Origin of the sequence: Rothia nasisuis, from assembly GCF_928381405.1 — a bacterium.
In the GTDB taxonomy this organism is placed as follows: domain Bacteria; phylum Actinomycetota; class Actinomycetes; order Actinomycetales; family Micrococcaceae; genus Rothia; species Rothia nasisuis.
Window position 1 is genome coordinate 230,192 of sequence record NZ_CAKMSB010000002.1, and the last position, 19,184, is coordinate 249,375.

The window sequence follows — 19,184 nt, forward strand, 5'->3', positions numbered from 1 at the left end:
ACCTGCACACTAAATCTATTCGTGAGAGAATAGGCACCATGGCTGAAATCAACCGGGGCACAGACACGCCCGCAGAAAACACCGTAGATATTACCGTCCCTACAAAGCCCGGCCTTGAAGGTCTCGAGAAAAAGTTTACCGAGAACTGGGCCGCCAACAAGACCTACGCCTTCAACCTGAATACCACCCGCGAGAAGGTCTACTCCATCGACACCCCGCCGCCCACCGCGTCCGGCTCCCTGCACGTCGGTCACATGTTCTCCTACACCCAGACCGACGTCATCGCCCGCTACCAGCGTATGAAGGGCAAGAACGTCTTCTACCCCCTGGGCTGGGACGACAACGGCCTGCCCACCGAACGCCGCGTCCAGAACTACTATGGCGTACTCTGCGACCCCGCAATCCCCTACGACCCCGATTTCAAGGCCCCCGAAAAACCCGCCAAGAACCAGCGCGACTGGCCCCGCATCTCCCGCCAGAACTTCATCGAGCTGTGTGAAATCCTGGCGGTAGAAGACGAAAAGGTCTTCGAAGAACTCTTCACCACCCTGGGTCTTTCCGTTGACTGGTCCCACACCTACCGCACCATCGACGCCCGCTCCCGCAAGGTCTCCCAGCTGGCCTTCCTCAACGACCTGGCCAGCGGCGATGCCTACATGGCAGAAGCCCCCACCATGTGGGATGTCACCTTCCGCACCGCAGTTGCCCAGGCAGAGCTGGAAGACAAAGAACGCCCCGGCGCCTACCACCGTATCTCCTTTACCCGCGAGAACGGCGAGAAGGTCTGGATCGAGACCACCCGCCCTGAGCTGCTGCCCTCCTGCGTCGCCCTGGTGGCCCACCCCGACGATGAGCGCTACAAGCCCCTCTTCGGCACCAAGGTCACCTCTCCTCTCTTTGGCGTCGAGGTCGAGATCAAGGCCCACCCCCTGGCCCAGCCCGACAAGGGTGCCGGTATCGCCATGATCTGCACCTTCGGCGACACCACCGACGTCACCTGGTGGCGCGAACTCCAGCTACCCACCCGTGCCCTAATTGGCCGTGACGGCCGCTTCGCCACCGACACCCCCGAGTGGATTACCTCCGCCGAGGGCCGCGAGCGCTACGAGCGCATGGCCGGTGCAACCGTCTTCACCGCCCAGAAAACGGTCGTTGAGATGCTGGTTGAAGCCGGTGAAATGGACGGCGACCCCAAGCCCATCACCCACCCGGTCAAGTTCTACGAAAAGGGCGACAAGCCCCTCGAAATCGTTGCCTCCCGCCAGTGGTACATCCGCAATGGTGGCCGTGACGCCGAGCGCCGCAATGCCCTGGTAGAGCGCGGGCGTGAAATCACCTGGCACCCTGCCTTCATGCGCTCCCGCTACGAGAACTGGGTCGAGGGCCTCAACGGCGACTGGCTCATTTCCCGCCAGCGTTTCTTCGGCGTGCCCTTCCCCGTCTGGTACAAGCTGGGCGCCGATGGCGAACCCAACTACGATGAGCCCATCGTCCCCAGCGAAGACATGCTCCCCGTTGACCCCGCGTCGGACGCCGCCCCCGGCTACACCGAAGACCAACGCGGCGTACCCGGCGGCTTCATCGCCGACCCCGACGTCCTGGACACCTGGGCGACCTCATCGCTGACCCCCCAAATTGCCACCGGCTGGGCCGTGGACGAGAACCTGCACAGGGTCACCTTCCCCATGGATCTACGCCCCCAGGGTCACGACATCATCCGCACCTGGCTTTTCTCCACCGTGGTTCGCTCCAACTCCCTGGAGAAGTCCGTACCCTGGACCGACACCGCCCTTTCCGGCTGGATCCTGGACCCGGACCGCAAGAAGATGTCCAAGTCTAAGGGTAACGTCGTGGTGCCCAACGAGGTTCTGGAAAAGTACGGTTCGGACGCCGTTCGCTACTGGGCTGCCAGCGCCAAGCTGGGTGCCGACACCGCCTACGACGAGGCTCAGATGAAGATTGGTCGCCGCCTGGCCATCAAGCTGCTGAACGCCTCCAAGTTCGTGCTCGGCCTGGGAGCTACCGCCAACTCGGTCATCACCGACCAGGCTGCCGCGAGCGCCCTCACCAACGAGCTGGACCGCTCCCTACTGGCCCGCCTCGCTGCCCTCGTTGACGAAGCCACCGCCGCTTTTGAGAACTACGAGTACGCCCGGGCCCTGCAGATCTCAGAGACCTTCTTCTGGCACTTCACCGACGACTTCGTAGAACTCATCAAGGACCGCGCCTACGGCAAGGCCGGCGAGGCTGAGCAGGCTTCCGTGCTGGCAGCCCTGGCCACCACCCTTGACGCCCTGCTGCGCCTCTTCGCCCCCTTCCTGCCCTTCGTCACTGACGAAATCTGGTCCTGGTGGCGCGCAGGCTCGGTGCACCGCGCCCCCTGGCCCACCACCGAGGGCTTTGCCGCCGCCGTAGCGGACGCCGACCCCGCCGTCCTGCCCACTGTCGCAGCTGCCCTGGGTGGTCTGCGTAAGGCCAAGTCAGAGGCCCAGGTCAAGCAGCGTACCGAGGTTGAAACCGCAACCATTACCGGTTCAGCGGACGACCTCACCCGCATCCGCGGCGGTCTTGGCGACCTCAAGGCAGCAGGTAACGCCCGCGACCTCACCCTCACCGAAGCAGAGGGCGAGCTGGCTGTCACCGACGTTGTGCTCATTACTGAGGACGAAAGCTAATGTATTTGGCCTGCATGCCCCCTAGGCGGCTAACCTTCTTGAGCTCGCGCTGGGGCGCTCGCTCAATTCATGCCAGCCCCAGCCAGCTACCTGCGGGGGTATACAGGCCCTGACGTAGTTGCGTCTCAAAAGATTAGGCCCGGTTCCAGAGCTTCTGGAACCGGGCCTTTCGTGTATTCAGTAACAGGGGCGTAAAGCGCCCGCTCGTTACTACTTTTCGGTGTTGAAAATCGGGCCGACCTTGCGGGGGCGCTTGAGCTCGAAGAACCCCGGGTAGGAGGCCAGGGCTACTGCACCATCAAAGACCTTGGCAGCTTCTTCACCGGTGGGGGCCGGTGACATCACGGGGCCAAAGAAGGTCACCCCGTTGATGCTCATCAGGGGCACGCCGATATCGTCACCACCGGCTGAGTCCAGGCCAGCGCGGGTGGATGCGCGCATCTGCTCATCGTACTCTTCGGTGAAGGCAACCTGGGCAAGCTCGGTGGGCAGGCCCACCTCAGCCAGGGCAACCTCGATAGCCTTCTCGAAGTAGGTACCCTCCTTATTCTTCTGATGGTGGATCTGCTCGCCCAGAGCGGTGTAGAGCTCGTCCAGCTTCTCCTGGCCGTACTGCTCTGCCACAGCGGTGGCAACACGGGCCGGGCCCCAGGTGTTATCAATGTGCTTGCGGTAGTCAGGGTCAAGGTCGCGCCCCTCGTTCAGGACGGCCAGGGAGAAGGGGTGCCAGGTTACGGCAACGTCGCGCTGGGTCTCCACTTCCTTAATCCAGCGGGAGGTCATCCAGCACCAGGGGCAGGTGGGGTCAAACCAGAAATCAACAGTATTTTCAGCCACAGGTTATCCTTTCAATCAGTGGTTAGGTAGAAGAGTAGCCCGCTACCGGTGTGTAGAGCACTGATAGCGGGAAAGTATTTAGGCTGACTTCTTCTCCGGGGCCTCGATGACTAAAATCGGGTCCTTCGTTCCGGCAACCACTGCCTCATCGATGATGACGGTGGTGACGTCGTCGCGGCTGGGCACGTCAAACATGACAGGCTGCAGAATAGACTCCATGATGGCACGCAGTCCGCGGGCGCCGGTGTCACGCTCAACCGCCTGATGGGCAATAGCGGCCACGGCCTCATCCTCAAAGATGAGCTCGACCCCGTCAAGGGCAAACATGCGCTTGTACTGCTTAACCAGAGCATTTTTAGGTTCGGTCAAAACCCGTTGCAGGTCAGTCTCTGTTAGTTTGCCGAGGGTGGCTAGGACGGGCAGGCGGCCAATGAACTCGGGAATCAGACCAAACTTCAGCAGGTCTTCCGGCATGAGCTTGGTCAGAATATCGCTCTCTTTGGCGGCCTGGTCAATCGATGCACCAAACCCGATTCCCTTACGGCCCACACGGCTACCCACAATCTCTTCAAGGCCGGCAAAGGCACCGGCCACAATAAAGAGGATGTTGGAGGTGTTGATTTTGAGGAAGTCCTGTTGAGGGTGTTTACGCCCACCTTGAGGGGGCACCGCTGCCTCAGTGCCCTCAAGAATCTTGAGGAGCGCCTGCTGCACACCTTCACCTGATACGTCGCGAGTGATAGAGGGGTTGTCAGCTTTACGAGAGATCTTGTCGATTTCGTCGATGTAGATAATCCCGCGCTGAGCTTTTTCAATATCACCGTCAGCTGCCTGTATCAGCTTGAGCAGAATATTTTCTACGTCTTCACCCACGTACCCGGCCTCGGTTAGGCTGGTCGCATCGGCTACCGCGAAGGGGACGTTGAGCTTCTTAGCCAGGGTTTGAGCGAGATAGGTTTTACCGGAGCCTGTCGGGCCAACGAGTAGGATGTTGGACTTGGCTATTTCTACGTCTTCCCCTTCTGTTGCCAAAAATTCTACGGCTTCAAGGGTGGGGTTTTGCTGGGCGCGAATACGCTTGTAGTGGTTGTAAACGGCTACTGAAAGTGCGCGCTTGGCGGCCTCTTGACCAATGACATATTCCTGGAGATGGTCGAAGATTTCACGAGGTATAGGTAACTCTTCAACGGCACCAAGGTCTTTGACTTCTGCTAGCTCTTCTTCGAGAATTTCGTTGCACAGCTCAATGCACTCGTCACAGATATAGATGTTGGGGCCGGCAATCAGTTTGCGAACCTGTCGCTGGTTCTTCCCACAAAATGAGCATTTGGGAAGAGTGGTGCTATCGCCTAGACGAGCCATAGACCCTACCTTTCCTTCGGTTCCTCTAAACTAATCTACCGTGAAAACCTGTCTAGACCCAAGATGTGACGATTTGTGCAAGGTTACGTCTTGATGACTTAACCGTGCTCCACCGGAGCCCTATATCAGGTGCATGAAACGCGGACGCCGCTCCCCCGGTACCCTGCCCAAGGCTGACAAGGCGGGGAACGGCGTCCGCGTGCTGTACTCCTAGAAAGGTTTAGTCGTGCTTTTCAGCGGTGTTGAAGGCGGGCTTGACTGCCTTGCGGGATTCAAGTACCTGATCCACAATGCCGTATTCCAGGGCAGCTTTAGCGGTGAGGATGTTGTCGCGCTCAATGGACTTATCGACCTCGTCGTAGTCCTTACCAGAGTGCAGGGCCAGGGTCTGAGCAGTCCACTCGCGCATACGCATCACTTCGTTGGCGTGAATCTCAATATCTGAGGCCTGGCCGCCCTGCTGGCCTGAGAGGGCAGGCTGGTGAATCAGCACGCGGGCGTTGGGCAAAGCCAGGCGCTTGCCGGGTGTACCGGCGGCCAGAAGCACAGCGGCGGCTGAGGCGGCCTGGCCCAGGCAGACGGTCTGAATCTCGGGGCGGATGTACTGCATGGTGTCGTAGATAGCAGTCATCGCGGTGAAAGAGCCACCGGGTGAGTTGATGTAGAGGGTGATGTCGCGGTCAGGGTCCTGGGATTCCAGCACCAGCAGCTGTGCCATGATATCGTCTGCGGAAGCGTCGTCCACCTGCACGCCAAGGAAGATAATGCGATCTTCAAAGAGCTTGGCGTAGGGGTCCTGGCGCTTGTAGCCGTAGGGGGTTCGCTCTTCGAAGTTAGGGAGCACGTAACGGCTGGTGGGCATACCGGCAGGTGCGGTGGATGAGGGAAGATGAATCATTCGTTTCTCCTGTAAAAGTTTGTGCCGGTTTACTTGTCGCTAGCGCTGGTAGCCGGGCCGATCTTATCGAGAATCTTGTCGAAGAAGCCGTAGGCTAGGCCTTCTTCGGCGTTGAACCAGTTGTCGCGGTCGCTATCACGCTGGATGGTTTCTATGCTCTGGCCGGTGCGCTCAGCGGTAATCTCGCTCAGGCGCTGCTTCATGTCGAGAATAAACTGGGCCTGGGTGCGAATATCAGAAGCGTTGCCACCGATACCACCGGAGGGCTGGTGCATGAGGATGCGGGCGTTGGGGGTGGCAAAGCGCTTGCCGGGGGCACCTGCGGTCAGCAGGAACTGCCCCATGGAGGCAGCCATACCGGTCACCACGGTGACAACGTCATTGGGAATCAGTTGCATGGTGTCGTAGATGGCCATGCCTGCGGTAACGGAGCCGCCGGGTGAATTGATGTAGAGGTAGATGTCTGCCTCGGGGTCCTCGGCTGAGAGCAGCAAAAGCTGGGAGCAGATGCGGTTGGCGTTGGAGTCTCGCACCTCGGAGCCCAGCCAGATGATGCGTTCTTTGAGTAGACGGTTGTAAACATAGTCATCCTGGCTGCCCATGGGGGTTTCCATAGTGGGGCTCTGGTGTGCTTCAGGGGTGAAGGACATGTGTTCCGCTCCTTGTGTCGGTTGTAGCACCAGCGCGGACGCCGGTGCCAAAGATTTGCTTGACACTTAGGTTATCGCTTTTGCCTGCTCCCGGATTCCCAAAATCGGGGCAGTTCGCTGTTGGCATGGCACCGAGTCCCTCTCAACTGCGGTTGACGCGCAGACTCGGCGGCACGTAGCCCTTGCGTCTGTCTTCGCCAACCTTTGAGCGTCCGCGTGAAGTCACGTGGACGCTATAAAGCTGAGTACTCCCGAGATGATGCCCCGTCGTGGATTGAGCCTGGTCAGCTTCCTTGCACTAGTGATAGCAGGCGATGAGACCGTTGGGTCCTTCAATCACCCTGATAGGGGTATTGAAAATATCGCTCAAAAGCTCATCTTGCATGATTTCCTCAACGGCACCGAAGCTAACCAGTTTGCCGTCCTTGATAGCGCAAATATAGTCAGCGTAGCGGGCGGCAAAGTTAATGTCATGTAGCACTACAATAATGGTGCGCCCCAGAGTGCGGGCAGCATTCTGCAGGTGCTGCATCATCTGAACAGAATGAGAAATATCAAGGTTGTTGAGGGGCTCATCAAGCAGTACATAGTTGGTTTCTTGGCAAAGGACCATAGCGACGTAGGCTCGTTGCCGCTGGCCGCCCGAGAGCTCGTCCAGGTAACGGTTTTCAAGGTCGGTCAGATTAAGAAAATCAATGTACCGCGAGATGATGTCTTCGTCCTCAGCGGTTAGCCGCCCGCCGGTGTAGGGAAAACGGCCAAAGCCCACGAGCTGGCGCACGGTCAGCTTGGTGACAAAGTGGTTCTCCTGGCGCAAAATTGACACGACCTTTGCCAAATCTTTCGACTTGCTGGTAGCCACATTGAGCCCGCCAACTTCGATGGTGCCCGCATCAATATCGAGCAGGCGCCCCACCATGGTCAGCACGGTTGACTTGCCGGCGCCATTGGGCCCAACCAGGGCGGTAATGCCCCCGGAAGGTAGCTGCACGTTCACCGGGCCGATGCTGGTTTCGCCGGAGTAATTTTTAGCGACCTGGCTGAGGGTAATCATAGTTTGCCCTTTCGGAGAATAACGATGAGGAAGGTGAGGCCGCCAACCAGCTCAATAATAATACCCACTACGCCCTGAGCTGCGAAGATATGGTTCATGATGAAGTAGGCAGCTGCCAGCACAGCAAAAGAGAGCACCGTGGCCATAGGGAAGAGGTAGCGGTGGTCATAGGTGTCTGCGAACTGGTAGGTCAAGGTGGCGACCAGGAACCCCAGAAAGGTAAGCGGGCCAACCAAAGCAGTGGATACTGCCATCATGACTGAGACAAGTACCAGCACCAAGATAGTTTCTCGCCGGTGGTTAACACCCAGGTTAGTTGCCACCGGTTCCCCCAACGAGAGGGTGTTGAGGGTTCGCGACTTTAGATAGAGCACAAGGACGCTGACCGCCACCAGCGGAATAGCGATGGGGTAATATTCCGGGTCAGCGTTATTGACGGAAGCAAAAAGACGCGCAGTTAGAATATCGAATTCGCTGGGAGTCAGCATACGTTGCATGAAGGTGGAGAGTGACCCCAGGCCTCCACCTAACACCACTCCAACCAGGAGCATCACGTGCATGTTGGCACGTTTACCGGTCAGTAACCAGGAGTAGAGCAGCAGCGAGAGCGCCACCATCATAACCAGCTGAAAGATAAAGGTATCGAGGGTGCGCGCGGCCACCAGGCCAGCAGCCCCGGCAAAGTACACCGTTGAGGTATGAATCGCGGTGTAGAGAGCCTGAAAGCCCAAAATGCCCGGGGTCAAAATACGGTTATTGGTCACGGTCTGAAAGGCAACGGTGGCTACAGCCTGGCATACCGCAGCTACAGCCATGGCAATCAGCGCGTTGGAGCGGCGCTCAGCTATCAGCCACCACTTGGGTGTTCCGGTGTCAAAGGGGTTGCTGTAGGCCAAAAGCCCAAAGGCCGCCAGTAAAGAGATGACCAGTAAACCGGCAAGTATCAGCCAGTAAGTGCGGGCAGCCGCCGGAGTCTTGAAAGCCCCGGCGCTCCGGGCGCGAGCAGATTCATGCACTAGGGGGCGGGCGTCCTTACCCCCAACAGGCCCCGCACCAGCGGCCTGCAGGGCACGATTATCGTCACTTGCGGGCTGTAGCACCGGGGCGCCCCTTCACAATCAAACCGATAAAGACAACAGCTCCCACCATTCCCAAAATGACCGAGACCGGAATCTCGAAGGGGGCGATAATGGTACGGCCCACCAGGTCACAGACGGTGACGACCGCGATGCCGGTCAGCGCCACCCACGGCAGGTTAGAGCGCAGGTCGTCACCGCGGAACATACTCACCAGGTTAGGAACAATGAGACCCAGGAAGGGTAAGAAGCCCACTACGACCGTGACCACGCCGGTTGCCACAGCAATAAGCGCAGTTCCGATAAACATGATTTGAGCGTAGTTGAGCCCCACGTTGGTAGCGAACTCCTGGCCCAGACCAGCTACGGTGAGCCGGTCAGCGTACCAAAAGATAACGGCCACCACGATGACCACCAGCCAAAGAACCTCATACTGGCCCCCAATCACCGAGGTGAAGCTACCGGCAAACCAAACACCCAGGTTCTGCAATAGATTGGTTTGGAGCGCAAAGAAAGTGGTGAAGGCAGAGACCACCGCGCCCAGCATGATACCCACAATTGGAACAATGAGTGACGAGCGTAAAGAGACCCTGCGCAGAAAGAGGAAGAAGACCATTGACCCGATAAAGGCAAATACAATGGCTGCTGTCATCTGCTGCAAAATATTCGCTGCGGGAAAGAAATAGAGCATACACAGCAACCCCAGGCTGGCCCATTCAGTGGTCCCTGTGGTGGTAGGTTCCACAAATTTATTCTGAGTCAGCATTTGCATGACCAAGCCGCACATAGCCATAGCCGCCCCTGCCAGAACCAGTGCAACAGTTCGAGGTATACGGGTAGTCCCAAACATTGATGCACCGTCGGGTTGGCTGAAGATATCGTACTGCCCCACGAGCAGTGAGGCGACCAGCAGAGCCAGCACGCCCAGTACAGCAAAAATAAAACGCAGGTTCCAGAGAGAGCTACGGGTGCGTGTTAAGCGGGTGTTGTCTATCGTTGTCATAAAAGCTTTCAAGGAGTCACCCCACCAAGGCTGTGGTGGAGTGACTCCTGTATTAAAGGCAGTTTGATGGCCCGAAAGCTACTTGGCTGCCTCGAACTTATCTGCAAGATCGTTAAGGATCTCGGTGTAAGTGATAATCGATTCGTTGGTGTAGGTGTCCGCCGGGGCGTACTGAATCTGGTCCTTGGTTACCGCAGTAACGTTTGCCAAGGCTGAGCTACCGGCAATGACGTCGGCAGCGGCAGCTGAGCCTTCATCGTTGCTCGTTGCCGCATCGCGATCCAGAACCAGCAACCAGTCAGGGTTAGCTTCGGCGATAGCTTCAACCGAGATATCATCGCCCTGGTGGTTATCAGAAGATCCCTCTACCTCAAGAGCGGGCTTGAGATCGAGCATGTCGAAGACCGGCCCGTAGGTACGGCCGATAGAGGGGGCAATATAGCCGATTTCGCCGCCGGAGACGTTGACGGCCATGACGGTGGACTCGCCGTCGTAGGCAGCCTTCGCGCGAGCCAGGGCCGCGTCAAAGTCCGCAATCAATTGTTCAGCCTCAGCCTGCTTGCCAAAGACCTCGCCCAGTGTGGTGACCTGGCGCTTAAGTTCGGAGTCCAAAGGTTCACCGTCACGGGGTTCTAGCTCAAGAATGGTCGCATCAGGGCTAAGGCTCTTGATGTCCTCATAGTACTGGGAGAAGCGTTGACCGTTGATAATGAGGTCCGGCTCTTCAGCGGCTAGAAGTTCAAGGTTGGGCTCACGGTGATTTCCGATATCGGTGATTGAGGAGTCGTTCTTGTAGGTCTCAACTGTATCGGGAATCAGGGGGACGGGGGCTGCAACCAAACTAACTCCCCATTCTTCAAGCACCTCAAAAGTGCGGTTATCGGTTGCTACGACCTTCTGCGGGGGCACAGTGACAGTATGCTCACCGTAGTTGTCAGTGACGGTGACGGTACCTGAAGCCTGCGAGGCTGATGATGAGGAAGAGGCCGACGATTCGTTCGAAGACTCAGTTGTTCCTGCTCCACAAGCGGTGAGAGCCAAAGCAAAAACGGAGGTGGCTGCAATAAGGGAGATACGGTTTGCCTTCACTGGTTTTCCTATATCTGTAGTGTGGTGTGCATCTTGGTAAGCCTCAGTTTCTAATAAGGCTTGACTTACTCAAGCCTAGTTAGCCCCACCTAAGTTTTCAAACCAAAACCTCTATTACGGAATATTTTTTTAATCTATTTTTCTGTAGGTAGGTAGCAAGGTGCCCGCACACGCGCAAACCCCCTGGTGACCCTTTACGGTCACCAGGGGGTTATGGCTAGAGCCTACGCCAGCTACAACTACTCAGAGTCTGCGCCCTCACCCAGGAAGGAGGAGAGATCAACAACCTGACCGTCAGCGTCCTTAACCTCAGCCTGAGCCAAAACAGCCGCCAGAGCCTTGGAGCGGCGAACCTCGCCAACAATCATGCCAGACTGCCCGGAGCCGTCAAGCATCTGAGCGAACTGGTTGGGATCCATACCGTACTGCTGGCTCATCGTGATGATGTAATCAATCAGCTCAGACTGCTCAACAGAAACTTCTTCCTTCTCAGCGATAGCATCAAGAATCATTTCGTTCTTAAAAGCACGCTCGGTGTTCTCACGAACCTCAGCACGATGCTCTTCAGTATCGTGGTCCTCATCCTGGCCGGGAGCATCAAAGTGCTGAGCCAGCTGGTCATCAATCACCTTCTCAGGAACAGGAACCTCAACAAGCTCAACCAGAGCATCCAGAACCTTCTCACGCGCCTCGGCGCCCTGCTCGGCAACCTTAGAATCAGCAGCCTGCTTCTTCAGGTCTTCCTTCAGCTCCTCAATAGTGTCAAACTCAGAAGCCAGCTGGGCAAAATCATCATCAGCCTCAGGCAGCTCGCGCTCCTTAACAGCGGTGACCTTAACCTTAACGGTCGCCTCCTCACCAGCATGCTCGCCACCAGCAAGCTTGGTCACAAAAGTTGCGTCCTCACCAGCCGACAGACCCAGAACAGCCTCATCCAAACCGTCCAGCATGGTACCCGAACCGACCTGATACGAGAGGTCGTTTGCAGCGTCAACCTGCTCACCGTCAATGTCAGCAGAGATATCAATGGTCAGGAAGTCCTCATCAGCTGCCGGGCGCTCAACAGACTTCAAAGTACCAAAGCGGCCGCGCAAGGCATCGAGAGCCTTCCGCTCGTCCTCCTCAGTCACCTCAACAGAAGCAACCTCAACCTTAATACCTGAATAGTCCGGCACCTCAACCTCAGGGCGCACAGTAACCTCAATAGTCAGCTTAACGTCAGCCTCACGATTACCCGCATCAGGCTTTGAAGCAACATCAAGTTCAGGCTGAGCCAACGGAGTCAGCTCATTTTCAGCCAAAGCCTGCTGGTAAAAATTGTTCAGAGCATCATTCAAAGCGCTCTCAACCACAAAATCAAAACCAGCGCGCTGATCAATCAAAGCCCTAGGGGTCTTACCCTTGCGGAAACCGGGAACCGAAATCTGGTTAGCCAGCGACTTATAAGTGCTGTCAAGGTAGGTCTTGAACTCAGCAAAAGGAACCTCAACCTCAATCTTTGCGAGGGTCGGGTTGATCTTCTCGACGGCAGTCTTCACGTCCGTTGATCTCCTGAATAACTTGTTGGAACCACCACCCGGAAAAGAGTGGGGCTAAATACATACGTTCTATAGAAAAACCCGCCGTCTCCGGCGGGCCAATCTATTTCACGTCGGGGTGACAGGATTCGAACCTGCGATCTCCTGCTCCCAAAGCAGGCGCGCTAGCCAAGCTACGCCACACCCCGAATTTTGCACGGAAGGCACCACCTAGTCTAACGGCAAACCCACCCCAACACCTAACCCACACCCCCAAAACCACCCCGCGTGTTGCCACACCCTAAACCCGCCGGATTTGACAAGGCCACACCAAAACCGGTTTACTGGAACTCGTCTAAACACCGGGCACACCCACAACAGTGCCAGGTACATATGGGGATGTAGCTTAATGGTAAAGCCTCAGTCTTCCAAACTGATGACGCGGGTTCGATTCCCGTCATCCCCTCTCATGCGGCTGTAGCTCAATGGTAGAGCGCACGCTTCCCAAGCCTGATACGCGGGTTCGATTCCCGTCAGCCGCTCCATTTGACTTCTCACCCTAACGGAAACCAGTCCAACACAAGCCACCTACCAGCCCCCCCCTTTCTTAATTCGCGCCGGGATTTATTTCCTCGCTCGCTCGGAATCCCAGCGCTCATCCCGTCAGCCGCTCCATTTAACTTCTCACCCTAACGGAAACCAGTCCAACACAAGCCACCTACCAGCCCCAGGCACGCACCGGGGCAGGAACCACAACATCGAGCAGCTCAGACAAATCCTTCACACGCACCGTGCCGCGAGGTAGCTTCTGAACACGGCGTTGCCGAGCCACCCAAACCGCCTGTAAGCCTGAACGAACCGGTGCAAGAACGTCCGCAATATAATTGTCACCCACATGCACCGCAAACGCCGGGTCAACCTCCAACTGGGCACACACAAACCTAAAGAGCATAGGGTCCGGCTTAGAAATCCCCACCCGCTCCGAAGAAAACAGCGGTATATCGTGCAACCCAATCGCCTCAAGCTTCTTCCGCTCCGTCAACAGTGAACCGTTAGAAATCACAGCCACCTGTAAGTGCCCGAACCGTTCCCCTAACCGCTCAAAAAAACTATCCACTTCAGGGAAAGGAGCCCAGGCCCTACTCGTCTCCTCCTGAAAAGCCGCCAAAAACCCCTGAGCACACTCAGCTGACGGCTCCCGCCCGGTCATCAGATGCAACAAACTCGATGTACGGTACAAACGGTTTTCATCAAAAGCCTGCTCACCCACTAAATAGCGTTGAAAGTCTTCACGCTGGATATCAGCCCAAGCCTGAAAATAGCTCTGGGTATCGGCTAACCCCCCAATAGAAACAAACTCACGCACAGCTCGGTTAAAACCCACCGCTGTGGCCGTGTCATAGTCAAGCAAAGTGCCATCAAGGTCAAACAAAACCAGGTTGGCTCTTTCCAGGAGCAAACTCCCGGCATGTATCAAGGCGCCTCCCAACACACAAGCGAATTTTGGTCACGCACCAGCTTATCCTCTCCCTATGGCTATGATGGAGTACACCCCCATTTCGTCAAAGGAGACACCATGTCACCCCGCGCAGCCTCGCTGATACTCCCCCTGTTCGCAGCCCTAGCTCTCACCGCATGCGGCAGCAACAATCAAGCTGAGACCTCCTCCCCCAGCCCTGAACCTACTTCTAGCCCCACCAGCGCAGTAAGTACTCAACCATCAACCGGTGAAACCACAGCAACTGCCACCAGCACGCCCCCAGAAAGCACCGAGGCGAGCCCGAGCAACCCCGCAACCGAAACCTCGGCTTCCACCGGCGCTACAACCATCATTGAGCCGTCAGAGCAACCCTCTGCTCCTGAAGAAACCCCTGTACAGGCTATCAATCCGCCGGTAAATGACGGGGCACCCGCCCTCGTCACCGACCTCGCCCCCTACCAGGTAGGTAGAGACCGTACAACCCCGCTTCAGGACGGCAAACTTTACTTCCAAACCGCAGACGGAGCCGGGTGCGTCATGGAACCTGAGGCTGTGTCATGCTACCGCATCGGGTCACAGGGTCGCCATGGCTACGGTGTCATGTGGCTGAATCCTGGGAGCGTTCCATATCAGGATTTCCTCGATTTCATTCAACCAGGCTTCCCGGCTTTTGCTTACGGTTCGATTCTGCCAGCCGGGCAAACCCTGACACTCGGTGAATTCACCTGCACTGCGACCCCTGAAGGGGCTGCCCGTTGCGACAATGGTACACATTGGTTTGCGCTCAGCAATAACATCAAGGATTTCAGCAGTTAACCCTCTCATCACTCATCCCTAACACTGGCAGCCGGGGCACCAGTAAAGCTTACGCCCTGCAACTTCTTGCACAGCAATGGTTGCTCCACACCTTCCACAGCTACGCCCCTGGCGATGATAAACATAATTGGCGTGGTCAGGCCAGGCCTGAGACTCAGGAACACCGGGCCGATCAGCCGGGTCAGTGGTGATAATGCGGCCGACTCTCACCCCAATTTCTAACAGCTGTTTGTTGTCTTGCCACAGGTTTTCAAGCTCGGCCAGGGTGCAGTCCTTACCCGGTTTAAAAGGGTCTAGCCCGATACGGTAGAGCGATTCGGCCCTAAAAATGTTCCCCACCCCAGAAATCACTTTTTGATCCATGAGTACCACCCCTATCGGGCGCGACGTCTTTCCTGCCGCCTCAAAGAAGGCCGTGGGGTCAGCGTCCTTGTTCAGGGGGTCAGGGCCAAGCTTGGCCCGTGCCTGCCCCACCTCTTCTTCAGTGAGGGTACGGCACACAGTCGGACCCACCAGGTCTGCCCAACCGTGAGCTGAGACCAGCCGGACGCGCGTGGTCGGCCTGGGCGCTGACGGCTTAGAGGACAGGGCCCCGGTGTAATCCTCTTGTTCACCTATTCTGCGCGGGGCACCGATAGAAGAAGCACCGGTAAAATACTCATCGCCACCAAAGGTGAAGGCCCCATAAATACCCAGGTGAACGTTAAGGTAGAGGTCGTTGCCGAACCGGGCGAAGAGGTGCTTGCCGTGGGCAAAGGCCTGGCAGAAAACCTGACCGTTGAGCAGGGAGGCGCCATCGGAAAAGCGCCCCTGAGGGCTTGTTACTTCTAGCCTCTCACCCGTAAACACATCGGTAAGTTGTCGAGCCAGACGATGGATGGAGTGACCCTCAGGCATGGGCTAGCCTTCTGCCCCGTCAATCTGCTTACCACTAATACGACCGGTGGTTTCGTACTCCGCTATTTGACCAATACGGCGGGTGTGGCGCTCCTCCTGAGTCCAGGCAGTGGTGAGAAAGACCTTGATGATGCTCAAAGCTTCTTCAGCGGAGTGCTGACGCCCCCCTACAGCAACGATCTGAGCGTTGTTATGTTCACGTGCAAGAGCAGCTGTGCTGTGATTCCAGGCTAGAGCGGCCCGAATTCCCTCAACCTTATTCGCGGCCATCTGCTCACCATTTCCCGAACCGCCAAGCACAATGCCCAGCGAATCAAGGCCTGCTTCACGGTCTGCGCGCACAGCCAAGGCTGCATTGATACAGAAGCTGGGGTAGTCATCGAGTGCGTTATACTCAGCTGGGCCGTGGTCGACCATCTCATACCCCTCAGCCGAAAGCTGCTCAATGAGGTAGTGGCTGAGTTCGAGGCCTGCGTGGTCAGTTGCGATATGTACGCGCACAGTTTCTCTCCTTGAAGCTGGGCTTCTCATCGGATACCCGATGGTTGTTTTAGTTAGGTGAATCACTCACCGAGCGCATAGAATTGGCTGGGAATGCGCGAGGGTGTGCCTATACACGATTGTAGGGCACCGCGAGCGCCAAAGTAGGTAGCCAGAGTTTCTGACAGGCGGCCTAAACCGTCGGAGTGAACTGCCGCGACCCAAATATTAAACGAGACAAAATGAGGTTGATATGCCTGGAATGAACTTAACCCGTGCTGAGGCCGAAAAACGGGCTTCTATTATTCAGCGCGTTGAATCCTACCGTATCGAGCTAGATCTGACGCTGGGCGAACGGATTTTTGGCTCGCGCACCGTCGTCCGCTTTGATGCTGTGGCGGGGCAGCAAACTTTTATTGATGCAGTAACAGACAGGGTGCATCGCGTTGAGCTCAATGGTGAAACCGTAGACGTGAGTGCCGCTGACGGTGTGAGGATTGCTCTGCCAGCACTAGCTGAGCACAATGAATTGCTTATTGAAGCCGACATGCTCTACACCAACACCGGTGAGGGTCTGCACCGTTTTGTTGATCCGGTGGACGGCGAGGTCTATCTCTACTCTCAATTTGAAGTTCCCGATTCACGCCGGGTTTACCCCGTTTTTGAGCAACCCGACTTGAAGGCTGAATTTGAGTTTATTGTGACGGCCCCCGACCACTGGGTTGTAGTGTCGAATCAGCCTGAAGCCTCTGTTGAGGGTGCCGACGGCAATAAGACCTGGGCCTTCAAACCAACGCCCCGCATCTCGTCCTACATTACCGCTATTATCGCAGGCCCCTACGCTTCCGTGCATTCTTCGCTGACCAACAGCGAGGGCCGCGATATCAAACTCGGTTGCTATGCCCGTCAATCGCTCATGGAATACCTTGACGCTGATGAAATCTTTCATACCACTCGCCAGGGCTTTGACTTCTTCGAGAAACAGTTTAAGACCCCCTACCCCTTCGAAAAGTATGACCAGCTCTTTGTGCCTGAGTTCAACGCTGGGGCCATGGAGAATGCCGGTGCTGTGACCTTTCTGGAGAACTACATCTTCCGCTCCAAGGTCACCGAAGCTATGGTTGAGCGCCGCGCCATTACCGTGCTACACGAGCTGGCCCACATGTGGTTCGGTGATTTGGTCACCATGAAATGGTGGAACGACCTGTGGCTCAATGAGTCCTTTGCTGAGTTCATGTCAACCCTGGCTGCCGCAGAGAATACCCGGTTCGCCCCTGAGGCCTGGGCGACTTTTTCAGCTTCCGAGAAGACCTGGGCCTATGCCCAGGATCAGCTCTCCTCCACTCACCCCATTGTTGCCCCCATCCGCGACCTGCAGGACGTCCAGGTTAACTTTGACGGAATCACCTATGCTAAAGGTGCCTCTGTTCTGCGCCAGCTGGTGGCTTGGGTTGGCCAGGAAAATTTCATGGCAGCGCTCAAGGTCTACTTCGATAAGCACGCCTACGGCAACACTGTGCTCGATGACCTGCTAGATGAGCTAGAAGCTACCAGTGGCCGCGATGTGCGCGCCTGGTCTAAGCTCTGGCTCGAGACCGCAGGAGTTAACACTCTCACCACCGAGGTTGAAGAAGCTGAGGATGGCACCATCACCCGCCTGGCCCTGCGTCAGTCCTACGCCGAAGGCTACGAAACCCTGCGCCCCCACCGCCTGGTCATTGGTTTCTACAACCTGAGCGAAGACGTGCTGACCCGCTCCGAACGTCTAGAAATTGATGTGGACGGCGAGGTGACCGAAGTGCCGCTAGCTCTTGGTGCCAAGCGGCCCGACCTGATTCTGGTCAATGATGAAGACCTGGCTTACGCCAAAATTCGCTTGGACGAGCGCTCCCGCGCCACCGCCGTGACCGACCTGGGCGCCATTGATGCTTCGGTAGCCCGCGGCGTTGTCTGGGGCTCGCTCTGGGACACCGTGCGTGATGGCCAGATGCCTGCCCGCCAGTTCGTTGACCTTGTGCTCAACAATATTGGCTCTGAAACTAACTCTACCGCTGTGCGCACTCAGCTGCTCAACCTCGAAACTACCCTGCGCGCCTACCTGAATCCCGCGCATGCAGCTGAAGTGCGTGAACAGGCTGCTGACCGTGTTTGGGAGCTGGCGCAGGATGCTGAAACCGGCTCAGATAGCCAGTTCCAGCTGGTTGGTACTTTTGCTCGTTTAGCCCATACCGATGCCCAGTTAGATGCTGTTGAGGCCCTACTGACCGGTGAGGTCACTCTGGGTGGCCTGACCATTGATACTGACTTACGCTGGGCCCTGCTCGGATCTCTGGCAGCTGGCGGCCGCCGCACTGCCGCAGACATCGACGAGGCCTTGGCTGCTGACAACACTTCTAATGGTCAGCAGGCAGCAGCAACAGCTCAGGCAGCCATTCCTACTGCGGAAGCCAAGGCTGTCACCTGGTGTTCAATAGTTGAGACAGGCGAACTCTCCAACATCATGCAGCGCTCAGCTATTCTCGGTTTTTACCGGGGTGCACCTGAGTTTTCTGAGCCCTACATCGACCGATACTTTGAGTCGGTTGAGGGTGTATGGCGTGAACGCTCCCACGAAATTTCAAGCCAGATTATCGGCGGGTTGTTCCCGCGTTTCTACACTGCTGAGGTTCTAGAAAAAGCTGAAGCCTTCCTTGCATCTTTGCCTGAGGACGCCGCTGCTCTCAAACGTCAGGTTGCCGAGGGCCGCGATGCGCTAGTTCGTGCACTGAAGGTTCAGGAAGCTGATATCTAGAGATGTGTGTGAGGCCTCCGATAGAGGGCGGGAGTAAACTGGTGGGTATGAGTCAGCTACCTAACCCAGCCTTCCGTCCTCTGTCTACGGCCGGTGAACTCAGCGGTCAGAAACCTAACACCGATGATTCGGTTGACGAGCGTTCCTTCTACTATCAGGTAGGCGGCCGCCCAGTTTTTGAGAAGCTGACCCGCGAGTTTTATGCGCGGGTAGCTGAAGACCCAGAGTTTCGCGCCCTGTACCCTGAAGAGGACTTAAGGCCCGCCGAGCGGCGCCTTTTCATGTTTTTGGAACAGTACTGGGGCGGGCCCAAAACCTATCAGGCTGAGCGCGGGCACCCTCGTTTGCGCATGCGTCACGTGCCTTTCTCTATCGGCCCCAAACAGCGTGACACCTGGCTCAAGTATATGCGTGAGGCCCTAGACACCCTTGAGCTTCCACCTCTCTATGACGCTGAGATGTGGGCCTATTTTGACCGTGCAGCCCACGCCATGCAGAACCGGGCTGAATGAGAGTTTTGCGGGGCGGGCACTCTTCTCAGCCTGTGCGTATATGGGGC

16 protein-coding genes and 3 tRNA genes are annotated in these 19,184 nt (G+C 56.9%); 6 read left to right on the forward strand and 13 right to left on the reverse strand.

Annotated features, from left to right (window positions below; translation table 11 throughout):
* Window positions 1–38: 38 nt before the first annotated feature.
* Window positions 39–2,675: a valine--tRNA ligase gene (valS, locus tag L6966_RS02590; protein WP_237232828.1), complete on the forward strand. Its 2,637-nt coding sequence runs from the start codon at window positions 39–41 to the stop codon at window positions 2,673–2,675.
* Between the two features lie 210 nt (window positions 2,676–2,885).
* Here the strand turns inward: valS and L6966_RS02595 are convergent, their stop codons facing one another.
* From L6966_RS02595 to L6966_RS02640, 10 genes are all read right to left on the reverse strand, one after another.
* A complete protein-coding gene (locus L6966_RS02595) occupies window positions 2,886–3,512 on the reverse strand; it encodes a mycothiol-dependent nitroreductase Rv2466c family protein (protein ID WP_272878583.1) in 627 nt (208 codons plus the stop codon).
* 78 nt (window positions 3,513–3,590) lie between these two features.
* Window positions 3,591–4,874: an ATP-dependent Clp protease ATP-binding subunit ClpX gene (gene clpX / locus L6966_RS02600; RefSeq protein WP_083091198.1), complete on the reverse strand. Its 1,284-nt coding sequence runs from the start codon at window positions 4,872–4,874 to the stop codon at window positions 3,591–3,593.
* 220 nt (window positions 4,875–5,094) lie between these two features.
* Entirely contained in the window at window positions 5,095–5,772 is a 678-nt protein-coding gene (locus tag L6966_RS02605) for an ATP-dependent Clp protease proteolytic subunit (protein ID WP_083091199.1), read from the reverse strand.
* Window positions 5,773–5,801: 29 nt separating this feature from the next.
* Complete coding sequence (locus tag L6966_RS02610) at window positions 5,802–6,422, reverse strand: ATP-dependent Clp protease proteolytic subunit (protein ID WP_083091200.1); 621 nt, start codon at window positions 6,420–6,422, stop codon at window positions 5,802–5,804.
* A gap of 298 nt (window positions 6,423–6,720) precedes the next feature.
* On the reverse strand, window positions 6,721–7,476 hold the full coding sequence (locus L6966_RS02615; protein ID WP_237224031.1) for an iron ABC transporter ATP-binding protein: 756 nt from the start codon (window positions 7,474–7,476) through the stop codon (window positions 6,721–6,723).
* Window positions 7,473–8,576 (reverse strand): iron chelate uptake ABC transporter family permease subunit, encoded by a 1,104-nt coding sequence (locus L6966_RS02620; protein ID WP_237224032.1) that lies wholly within the window; start codon window positions 8,574–8,576, stop codon window positions 7,473–7,475. The genes L6966_RS02615 and L6966_RS02620 overlap by 4 nt, the downstream gene beginning before the upstream one ends.
* Window positions 8,557–9,555 (reverse strand): ABC transporter permease, encoded by a 999-nt coding sequence (locus tag L6966_RS02625; protein ID WP_237232829.1) that lies wholly within the window; start codon window positions 9,553–9,555, stop codon window positions 8,557–8,559. Before L6966_RS02625 ends, L6966_RS02620 begins: the two co-directional genes overlap by 20 nt.
* Window positions 9,556–9,633: 78 nt before the next feature.
* A complete protein-coding gene (locus tag L6966_RS02630) occupies window positions 9,634–10,644 on the reverse strand; it encodes a siderophore ABC transporter substrate-binding protein (RefSeq protein WP_237224034.1) in 1,011 nt (336 codons plus the stop codon).
* Window positions 10,645–10,883: 239 nt separating this feature from the next.
* Window positions 10,884–12,182: a trigger factor gene (tig, locus tag L6966_RS02635; protein ID WP_083091204.1), complete on the reverse strand. Its 1,299-nt coding sequence runs from the start codon at window positions 12,180–12,182 to the stop codon at window positions 10,884–10,886.
* A 113-nt stretch (window positions 12,183–12,295) separates the two neighbouring features.
* Window positions 12,296–12,370: transfer RNA gene (locus L6966_RS02640), tRNA-Pro, on the reverse strand.
* Window positions 12,371–12,556: 186 nt separating this feature from the next.
* Between L6966_RS02640 and L6966_RS02645 the strand changes: the two genes are divergently transcribed.
* Window positions 12,557–12,627: transfer RNA gene (locus L6966_RS02645), tRNA-Gly, on the forward strand.
* 5 nt (window positions 12,628–12,632) lie between these two features.
* Window positions 12,633–12,706, forward strand: a tRNA-Gly gene (locus tag L6966_RS02650).
* A 173-nt stretch (window positions 12,707–12,879) separates the two neighbouring features.
* Here L6966_RS02650 and L6966_RS02655 read toward each other — a convergent pair.
* Window positions 12,880–13,593: an HAD family hydrolase gene (locus L6966_RS02655; protein WP_237224035.1), complete on the reverse strand. Its 714-nt coding sequence runs from the start codon at window positions 13,591–13,593 to the stop codon at window positions 12,880–12,882.
* Window positions 13,594–13,737: 144 nt separating this feature from the next.
* Between L6966_RS02655 and L6966_RS02660 the strand changes: the two genes are divergently transcribed.
* Window positions 13,738–14,457, forward strand: a complete 720-nt coding sequence (locus L6966_RS02660) for a hypothetical protein (protein WP_237224036.1) — start codon at window positions 13,738–13,740, stop codon at window positions 14,455–14,457.
* An 18-nt stretch (window positions 14,458–14,475) separates the two neighbouring features.
* Here the strand turns inward: L6966_RS02660 and L6966_RS02665 are convergent, their stop codons facing one another.
* Window positions 14,476–15,354 (reverse strand): Fpg/Nei family DNA glycosylase, encoded by an 879-nt coding sequence (locus tag L6966_RS02665; protein WP_237224037.1) that lies wholly within the window; start codon window positions 15,352–15,354, stop codon window positions 14,476–14,478.
* Window positions 15,355–15,357: 3 nt separating this feature from the next.
* Window positions 15,358–15,855: a ribose-5-phosphate isomerase gene (locus L6966_RS02670; RefSeq protein WP_237224038.1), complete on the reverse strand. Its 498-nt coding sequence runs from the start codon at window positions 15,853–15,855 to the stop codon at window positions 15,358–15,360.
* A gap of 232 nt (window positions 15,856–16,087) precedes the next feature.
* On the opposite strand from L6966_RS02670, the gene pepN reads away from it, so the two are divergent.
* Complete coding sequence (gene pepN, locus L6966_RS02675) at window positions 16,088–18,625, forward strand: aminopeptidase N (protein ID WP_237224039.1); 2,538 nt, start codon at window positions 16,088–16,090, stop codon at window positions 18,623–18,625.
* A gap of 47 nt (window positions 18,626–18,672) precedes the next feature.
* The gene (locus L6966_RS02680) at window positions 18,673–19,137 is read left to right on the forward strand and encodes a globin (protein WP_237224040.1); all 465 of its coding nucleotides are present in this window, start codon (window positions 18,673–18,675) and stop codon (window positions 19,135–19,137) included.
* The last annotated feature ends 47 nt before the right edge of the window (window positions 19,138–19,184 follow it).